General features: G+C 49.2%; 11 protein-coding genes. 6 read left to right on the top strand and 5 right to left on the bottom strand.

Translation table 11 applies throughout. From position 1 onward, the window contains the following. The first annotated feature begins 134 nt into the window (after window positions 1-134). Window positions 135-644, top strand: coding sequence for an HNH endonuclease signature motif containing protein (locus D1641_RS18135; RefSeq protein ID WP_279285720.1), 510 nt, complete (start codon window positions 135-137; stop codon window positions 642-644). A gap of 60 nt (window positions 645-704) precedes the next feature. On the opposite strand, the gene D1641_RS19920 is transcribed toward D1641_RS18135, so the two are convergent. Together D1641_RS19920 and D1641_RS18130 are read right to left on the bottom strand one after the other, a co-directional pair. Next, a complete protein-coding gene (locus D1641_RS19920) occupies window positions 705-872 on the bottom strand; it encodes a helix-turn-helix transcriptional regulator (protein ID WP_347707471.1) in 168 nt (55 codons plus the stop codon). Window positions 873-1,233: 361 nt separating this feature from the next. Further along, a complete protein-coding gene (locus D1641_RS18130) occupies window positions 1,234-1,419 on the bottom strand; it encodes a helix-turn-helix transcriptional regulator (protein WP_160668251.1) in 186 nt (61 codons plus the stop codon). A 579-nt stretch (window positions 1,420-1,998) separates the two neighbouring features. On the opposite strand from D1641_RS18130, the gene D1641_RS18125 reads away from it, so the two are divergent. The 5 genes from D1641_RS18125 to D1641_RS18105 all read left to right on the top strand — a co-directional run bounded on the left by D1641_RS18125 (window position 1,999) and on the right by D1641_RS18105 (window position 6,589). Next, on the top strand, window positions 1,999-2,325 hold the full coding sequence (locus tag D1641_RS18125; RefSeq protein WP_160668249.1) for a helix-turn-helix transcriptional regulator: 327 nt from the start codon (window positions 1,999-2,001) through the stop codon (window positions 2,323-2,325). A gap of 78 nt (window positions 2,326-2,403) precedes the next feature. Continuing rightward, window positions 2,404-2,628 carry a DUF1902 domain-containing protein gene (locus tag D1641_RS18120; RefSeq protein WP_160668247.1) on the top strand — a complete coding sequence of 75 codons (225 nt, stop codon included), beginning with the start codon at window positions 2,404-2,406 and terminating at the stop codon, window positions 2,626-2,628. Next, window positions 2,621-2,818 (top strand): type II toxin-antitoxin system HicA family toxin, encoded by a 198-nt coding sequence (locus D1641_RS19915; protein WP_160668244.1) that lies wholly within the window; start codon window positions 2,621-2,623, stop codon window positions 2,816-2,818. The genes D1641_RS18120 and D1641_RS19915 overlap by 8 nt, the downstream gene beginning before the upstream one ends. Window positions 2,819-4,502: 1,684 nt before the next feature. After that, the gene (locus D1641_RS18110) at window positions 4,503-5,444 is read left to right on the top strand and encodes a phage integrase N-terminal domain-containing protein (protein WP_160668242.1); all 942 of its coding nucleotides are present in this window, start codon (window positions 4,503-4,505) and stop codon (window positions 5,442-5,444) included. A 32-nt stretch (window positions 5,445-5,476) separates the two neighbouring features. After that, window positions 5,477-6,589: a site-specific integrase gene (locus D1641_RS18105; protein WP_160668240.1), complete on the top strand. Its 1,113-nt coding sequence runs from the start codon at window positions 5,477-5,479 to the stop codon at window positions 6,587-6,589. A gap of 904 nt (window positions 6,590-7,493) precedes the next feature. Here the strand turns inward: D1641_RS18105 and D1641_RS18100 are convergent. From D1641_RS18100 to D1641_RS19290, 3 genes are all read right to left on the bottom strand, one after another. After that, window positions 7,494-7,697, bottom strand: coding sequence for a helix-turn-helix domain-containing protein (locus tag D1641_RS18100; protein ID WP_023345929.1), 204 nt, complete (start codon window positions 7,695-7,697; stop codon window positions 7,494-7,496). Next, complete coding sequence (locus D1641_RS18095) at window positions 7,669-8,127, bottom strand: sigma-70 family RNA polymerase sigma factor (protein ID WP_160254716.1); 459 nt, start codon at window positions 8,125-8,127, stop codon at window positions 7,669-7,671. The genes D1641_RS18100 and D1641_RS18095 overlap by 29 nt, the downstream gene beginning before the upstream one ends. A gap of 138 nt (window positions 8,128-8,265) precedes the next feature. Beyond that, window positions 8,266-8,564 (bottom strand): hypothetical protein (locus D1641_RS19290; protein WP_207708646.1); only part of this gene is annotated, 299 nt, incomplete at its 5' end.

Here is an 8,564-nt window from a genome sequence, read left to right as displayed (position 1 = left end):
ATTCGATGATTCTTAAATCCAACCCGAACCGCCAGACTACATAAAACGTCTGGCGGTTCCGCATTTGACGCTTACGAATCAAAACTGCAAAACAAGTCAGGAAAAAGAAAATTCCGCTGCACATCGCCAATGTGATGAAGGAACGTTATGGAAAGAGCGACCAGCTTCGTTATGTGAATGGCATAGCCCTTGCCCCAATCGGGTACATCCAGCACAAATTTCCCATGCAAAAGAAGGCTAAAGCCAACTCCTATACGGCCGAAGGACGAACGCATATCCACAAAAATCTGGAAGCCGTTAACATGAGAATCCTGCACTACCTGATGAGGCATCCCGTAGCGTACCGGTCAATCGAATACAACGATAACCGGCTTTCCTTATATTCCGCGCAAATGGGCAAGTGTGCTGTCACCGGTAAGGTTCTGGAAATCGGCGACATCTACTGTCACCACAAAGTGCCGCGCCATTTAGGCGGCACTGACAAGTATGACAACCTGATATTAGTCTGTAGAGACGCACACAAGCTGATTCATGCAATCAACCCACAAACGATAGCAAAACTTACGGAATTACTGAACCTGACAGCAAAACAGCAGAAGAAAGTAGACGCACTTAGAAGCCTTGTTCATGTTGAGAGTTGTTAGTATGTGACATCATGTTATCCTTGATGGCCAGCCGTGTGAGCTGAAAGGTTCATGCACGGTTCAGGGCGGGGGAAAAGGTGGAGACAATATCAAAACCTTACCTATCGCTACTGTCTCGTAGGCCCGTAAACTCTCCACAGATAGGTTCATCATTTCTGCTGCCGCTTCCTGGGTGTAACCGGCAGCACGACGAGCGATTTTGTAGATATTCCGGAAGTTCTCCGGCATGGACTTTCACTCCTTTCTGGTGTACGGTCGAGGTATCAGCTGGCCTCTGTGGGCGGCTCTCGGCCCAGCAGTTCTGTTTTCGGCAAAATAAAAGTTTAGCAAAAGGGCTCGTGTGGGAATGATTTCCAATTCAAGAAAAAGAACATTTTCGGAAATATTTACTTCACCACCTCTTTTTAGGAGCGTAGCATATATTACAAATTCATGTCAATAACAAGGGCTTCGCCTACGCTGACGCGCATTATAGACACAAATCCGTAATATATGCTGTCAGTAGTGAAGAGGTGGTTAAGCCCGATTCTCGAACTTTTTCGCTTGTTCACAATTTGTTCATGTGGAGCCCTTTTGCACAACTTTAAATTTACCATAAACACAGCAGTTCATCTGCGGTGCAGTGCAACGCATCGGCCAAAGCTCCAAGGCGTGCTGTAACTGGTATCATCTCTCCGGTTTCCCAGCGGGAGACAGTAGCTACAGAAACTCCCATCTTGTTGGCCAACTCGCACATGGTCATCCCCATACGCTCGCGTAGCATACGAATAGGCACATAAATTCCTCCTTTCAGATTTTTCTTGATTACGTCCGGCGAAAATGGTATGATAAGATAAATACACATGGTAGTTCAGATAACGCCGAGCCAAGCCCCCATAGGGGAAGGTGTAACGACTGGACACGGGGTATCCCTCTGGGATGAAGGCACAGTCTGAACTTACGGGCGACCGTAAGAGGCGGGCGGAAACGACCCGCCCACGCTGAAAAGTGGAGTAACAAACTGGATGTCTCGCATTTCTACTATGAGTAACGCACTGGCTGGTTTCAATTCCATGAGTACCGATCGTTTCGAGGGTGCTAAAGCCCTCATCAGCAAGTTTGCCGATCTCTCTGTCACCCCCGCAATGCCCACCGATTCTAATACATCTGAGGTGAAATATCGCCCTGCTGGCCAGCAATGGCCGGTCTGTACCCCGTAAATTCGGTGGAAATCTGAACCACCGTGTGTATCTGCCCTTGATTTACTCCGCAAGTAAATCATAAATCACAAATATAGAGCTGTAAATACAAAAATACTAAATTTAGTGTTTTTGTGAAAGCTGTGCATTTCTTTATTTAAGAGGAGTGATACCCCTTGGACAGGCAACTTTTTGTGCAAAATATCAAATTGTATTGCCAGCTAAGAGGTATAAAGCCCACTGTGGCTTGCCGGGAAAGTGGAGCCGGCCCTAATTTAGTGAACAACATCGAAGCAGGCAGTATTCCCTCTGTCGAGAAAGTCCAGCTCCTGGCCCAGTATCTGGGTGTCACCACTAGCGAACTGCTGGGGGAGACGGGGCCCAAGAATCTGGCAATCCAGGATCAACCTTATTTGGTCATGAGATATAACAGCTTGTCTCCTGAGGAGCAGGAGAAAGTAATGACGTTTATAGACTTTCTAGCCACACAGGGCAAAAAATAAATGTGCCCAAGTTGGGCACATTAGGAGCACGAGACGAAATCTTTCCGATATGATATAATGATGATGGGAGGATTGACCATGAACTATATTGTAAATTTGGCATGGGACCCAGAGGCCAGCGTCTGGATTGCCACCAGCGACGATATTCCTGGTCTCGTGCTGGAGTCCGGCTCCTTTGACGCTCTGCTGGAGCGTGTCCGTTTCGCTGTTCCTGAGTTGCTGGAGTTGAACGACCCCAATGCCACCCCCTTGACCTTGACCTTCCAGTCTGAGCGCAGGGAGAGGATCATGGCGCATGGCTGAGTATGAGAAGCAGGTGTGCGATATCCTAACGAAAAACCGTTGTACCTTTGTGCGGCATGGCAGAGGAGATCACGATATCTGGTACAGCCCGATTAGTGGGAAATACTTCACAGTAGATGGAAAAATCAAGTCTCGACATACAGCCAATGCAATTATGAAACAGAGCGGTATTTCTCATAGATTTCGCTGAAAGATAAATGTGTCCAACTTGGACACAACAAAAAACAGGTCCCTCTCCAGGTTGGCTGGAGAGGGGCCTGTTGCATTTGTACCTTGCGAATTTTGTCAAATACTGCTATACTGTCCATGCAGAAAGGGCGGGGCCGATCCACCAGCAAGACCCAGGAGGTGAGGCCGATGAGCGTAACTGAGACCATTGTGTTACTTATGCTTGTCATTGCGGCTATCACTTTAGGCAACAACCTAAAGAAGTAGCCGCCTCCTAGGCTACGGCAGGAAAGCGGCATTTTCTCAAGCTATAAACTTGTTGGAGATTGACCGCCAACCGGCTAGGCCCCGGTTGACTGCCCTTTCTGCTTATCATTATAGCCCAGATTTCATATTTGTCAAGAGGAGTGAATTGTTCCCACTCCTCTTTTTCTGTCTCCTCCGGCTCCCAGTAAATCAAAAGCTGGATATCCCCCCATGTGCCCAACTTGGGCACATGGTTGAAAAATCCTCAACTAGACACCGCCAGAGCTACCTGATAAGCTAAGATTGTATTTTAGGGCGGAGTAAGTTAGGGCGGAGTAAGTTAGGGCGGAATGGCATAGACGAGGGGGATAGTGCGCCCTCAGCCAGACTGCGGCAACCTCGAAAACCCGAAATATAGAAAACCCCTATTGACAACCACAATATATTGTGATATAAAGAAAGCGTAATTGATTCTATGTGCGCTCCTGGTGAAACTCCGGGGTAGGCCATTGGCCTATGAGCAGGCAGGGACCGGCATTGCACACGTTGTGATGGAGAACTTGGCTTTGGGCCAACGACTCCGGAGGATTGTACGTTATGGGGGTATTATGCCCCTACCTATTTTTAGTAGCTTCGGCTGAGGTTGACTTTTTGCGGACGTTGTGGTACTCTGCATGTGACAGTACCAGACGCTCCGTTTCTACGGGCACAGTATCCGTGTAACACCAGTATAGAAGAAACTTCAACTAGACGCAGTACCTTGACGGTGCTATACTCCAGTTGATTTTAGGTAAGATTTTTTCAGGTCAGATGTTTGCTCTGGGGTGTTATTATGCCCTCTGAGATTTGACAGACGCTGGAGACAGCGCCATCTTACGACATTCGGCCTGGTCCGATAGGTTCAACAACTGAATCAAAGACCTATGACGTCTGAAAGCAAGAGAATTGTTTTCAGGCGTTTTTGCGTCTAAAAATCAGATTGCACCCGGCGCGAGAGCGCAACGTCCTGGGACCTGTCACCCCAGGACGCCAAGGGAAAACGAGGGAAGGAGTTTATTGAATCGCTATGAAAAATTATCGTTTCCCCAGGCCGGTTCTGACAGCTGGCCGGTCCCGCCGCCAGCAGGGCGGGGCCTTCGTTCCTATCCTCCTGTCCAACTGCTGGGGACAGGGCCACGGACGCTTGCGGGACTTCCGCGCCTTGCCCAAGGTCATGCGTCTGCCGCGGGAAGCTCTTTCCCACTCACCTGCAGGCGAGTATGCGGTGATCTTACTGAACTTCTTTGCCAACAGAGACAGTTTTTATAAATCGGCATCTCCCGGTCCATAGAACCTTGCGCCCCAAGGGTTTTGACAGCATTGGCAAGGTCCGGCTTCGGGAGGTCTGACGGAAAACAGTCAGAAACGGCTGGCCGCCGCCAATGGGCAAGCTGCGTCCTTTTTTCAGAAAGGATGTACTTATGTCAAAACATTATCAAAATCTTCTTACCCAGCTGGACAAGCTGTACCGCCACAATAGGCAGGGCAGTTTTCGCACCCGGCGGCGTTACTACGAGGCTATGCAGCGCTTCTGCCGTTTCCTGGCTGAACAGTTCCGCCTGGAGCGTCTGGCCAACATCGCACCCAAACACATTTACGCCTATGTGTCCTATCTTCAGGAGCAGGAGAAGTCCGTCTCCACCATCAAGACCGACCTCTCCGCTATCCGGTTCTTCCATGACCTGATCCAGCAGCCCCGCTATGAACTGCCGTCCAACGCCGATCTGCTCCTCCAGCGTCGTACTTTCGGTGAGGTGGACCGGACCTGGAGTATGGCAGAGTTCAGCCGTATGCAGGCCTGCGCTCTGGAGCTGGAGCGAGAGGACTATGTAACGATTCTCTACCTGGGCCGCTATGCCGCGCTGCGGATCCACGAGTGCTTCCGCATTGATACCGCCACAGCGGCCAGGGCCATAAAAGAAGATGCCATTACCATCAAGGGCAAGGGCGGGCTGGTGCGGACAGTGCCGCTCACACCTCTCCTGGTTCAGCGGCTTCAGCTCCACCTTCAGCAGACGCCCCGGGGCCATAAGCTGTTTGTCCCGGACGACCAGCAAACCCACACGGCAATCAAGGCCCTCCAGGCATTCATCTACCTGTACCGTCCCCACGCTCAGGACAAGGGCTCCGACCGGCCCATGACGTTCCACGGTCTGCGTCATACCTGTGCCGCCGAGTGGTACAAGGGCTTCATCCAGAAGCAGCCCAACCCCTACCAGGCCCGCAAGTCTGTGTCCAAGCTGCTCGGCCATGGGCGGGATGACGTCACCCGGATTTACCTAGCCTCTATGAAAACCGCCTCAAAATTCCTCGGACGAAAACGACCTGGTGTTTTGCCCGGAAGTGATCTATACGATGGATGATGATGGGATGGAAAACGAGAGGGGGAGCAGCAGTGCCTAAAGGGGGGTACATCCGCAAAACAGCCCGGTATAACGGCAAACAGTATGAAGCCTACGGCACGACTGAGCTGGAGGCCATGACCAAGCTGGCGGACAAATTGGCCGCCGCCAAAAGGGGAGACGAGACCATTGGCGGCTCCATGACGGTAGACGCCTGGTTTAAGCAGTGGTTTGTCACCTACAAGAAGCCCAAAGGGCTGACCCCTAAATCACTGGGCATGTACTGCGAGAAATATGAAAAGTACATCAAGCCCCGCATTGGCCGATTGAAACTGAAGGATGTAAAAGATATCCACCTGCAAAAAATCATGAATGAGCAGGCGGGTATGTCCAGCTCTCATGCAAAGAAAGTGCGGATAGTCCTTCAGGAGCTGTTCAAGCGGGCCAGGCAATCCCGGCTTATTACTTACGACCCAGCAGAGTTACTGGAGCTTCCAGCGACCACCACCGGTTCCCACCGCTCCCTCACCGATGAAGAGCGTGCCGCTGTGCTGGAGGTAGCCAAGACCTCCCGCTCCGGTCTGTGGATTCTCACGCTACTCTACACTGGAATGCGCCCCGGCGAGACAGCGGCACTGACCTGGGCCGATGTAGATTTTGAGCACAACGAAATTCATATCCACGCCGCCAAAGAAAGCGGTACGACGGTGATAAAGAGCCCTAAGACCGCCGCCGGCGTCAGGGACATCCCGATACACTCCCAGCTCCGTCCTAAGCTCCTAGCGGTCTGTGGCAAGCCGTTCAGCCCGGTTTTCCCAACGGGCAGCGGAGGCCGACAGAACGAAAACAGCCTGCGCCGGATGTGGACAGGCTTCAAACGGGAGCTTGACATTTACTTGGGTGCGGAGCTGTACCGTAACCAGATCATTCAGTCTGTGGTGGCTCCTGATCTGACGCCTTACTGTCTGCGGCATACCTTCTGCACAGATCTCCAGCGGGCCGGGGTGCCGCTGAACGTGGCCAAGGAGCTGATGGGACACAGAGATATCAGCACCACCGCAAATATCTATACGCACCGAAACCAGGGCGTCCTCCACGTCGGAATCGCCTTGCTGGATGGGAGTGCTGGTAAATCTGCTGGTACTCAGTATGCGTCTAACTCGTAACCTGTTGCACCATAAATGATACCGGATTTCTAACTTTCTGCTTCCGGTTCTGAATGTTGGGGGTTCGAGTCCCTTCGGGCGTGCCAATGAAAAAACCGCCGAAAGCCTTAGTTTTACGTTGATAAGGAAGTATTCACAACAACTTATCATCAACGCTGACAAACAGGGTGCAAGCAAGAGCAGAGAACACATCACTTTCATTAGTGGTCGGTTCTCTGCTTTTTGTTACGCAATAGAATGCTGTTTTTGAGGGTAGGGATATAAAATATCGTCTAAGTGTTTTCCATGCTCTGAAAGCCGCATAAATCAAGGACTTTTTAACCTCTACTGCGTAACATACCTACCCAAGAAAGCATTAGTTTTATAAAGCGATTGGATTAGACGGATTTTGAACACCGTAACAACTCCCGGTGTTGGATTATCCGATATTGGATTTTCCGACACCGGGTTATCCGACATCGGAAAATCCAACGCAATTAAATAAAGATATAACTAACTAAAGAAAAACCAAATACAGACTTAATCAAATATCTATTCCTTTCCTATCCTTTCCCCTAACCCCTTTCCTTTGAAGCACAATATAGTGACAGAGCCGCAAGAATGGAAAAGAATGGAACGGAAACGGCAGTACAAAGAAATATTGTTTACTATGTTACGCAATAGAACACCGTTTTTAAGGGTAGGAGTATAAAACCCTTACCCTTGTCCTTATCGCCGCTGTAATGCGCTTAAATCAAGCGAGAAACACCCTCTATCGTGTAACAATCATTCCATACTGGATTGAGGGCGAAAGCAGTCTACTGATTTCGCCCTCTTGACTACCCACAAGCAAAGGCGGGAAAAGCTGTCAAGGGCGCGTAGCGCGAAGTTTACCCTTGACAGCTTTTCATGTCTTTGCTACTTCCTATCGGTCGAAGCGGAATTTCAATATGGCTTCAACCAATTTTGCTTTTAACCTGTCCTGTGTATCGTCATTGATATGCCCCTTATACATAGACAGATATTTGATGTGTGCGGTGTAGTGCCGCAATACTGCGTCTACCGCTTCCGGCTCTCCTGCAACGGCTTTTTCGATTACTTCAAAAGGTATCAGCTTTTTGTTCCTCATGTTCCAATCTCTCCCATTCTTTCCGTAACTGTTTCAGCGCAATATTTCTTCTGTGGTTTATCGTACTTCTGCAACGCCCGTACAGCCTGCCGATTGCTTCATCACGATAACCGATGAAGTAATATAGCAACAAAACTTCTTGCCTTAACTCCGGCAATTTTGATAATGCCGTTGCTAGCCGTTTATCATCAACGATAACTTCCTTTCCCAACACAAGAAATGCGGTCGTCTTGTCCTGCTTTTCAAAGTAACTGTCCATAACAGACGGTTCAAAATATCGTTCTGACATCAGATAGTCAAGGGATATTTCCCGTTCCATTTTCCGCTTCAAATCCCGCCATGCGTTTATGGCTTCATGGCGCAGGACAACCTTGCAGAACGCATGAAACGCATATTCGATATGTTCCATGAATTGTTCAGAATATCTCATTTTCTCTCACCCCCTTTCTTCCCAGTAGGGGGCTATTACAACAAACGCCTATATAGCATAAAGCGGCATAGGCATTTGGGTAATACATGATTATCGGGTTTGCAAAACGGTTCCGATAATATGAGTTATTAAGACACGCTAAATGATATGTATGTTCATATTCATAGGCAGAAAATCCCGTTCTATCAGACAGGATTTTTTTAACAGTTCACCATAGGAAACATGATTCGGATAATAAAAAAGCAACATGGCGATACCCCCAATGCTTCTAAGCATTTGATACCGCCATGCCTTAAAAAAGTGTAACTTTAACACACCCTCTGTAAATCCATTTTTGAAAAAGGGAAACGGCGGTCTTGAATGTGAACCGCCCCCTGTCAAGTAGACAGATGAAAAAAAGAAAATTAGGCCACGAGGGTCTGGTTCCTGAAAGCAAG

This window comes from Colidextribacter sp. OB.20 (assembly GCF_009911595.1).
GTDB lineage: Bacteria > Bacillota > Clostridia > Oscillospirales > Oscillospiraceae > Lawsonibacter.
This window is presented reverse-complemented; position numbering and strand designations above follow the sequence as displayed.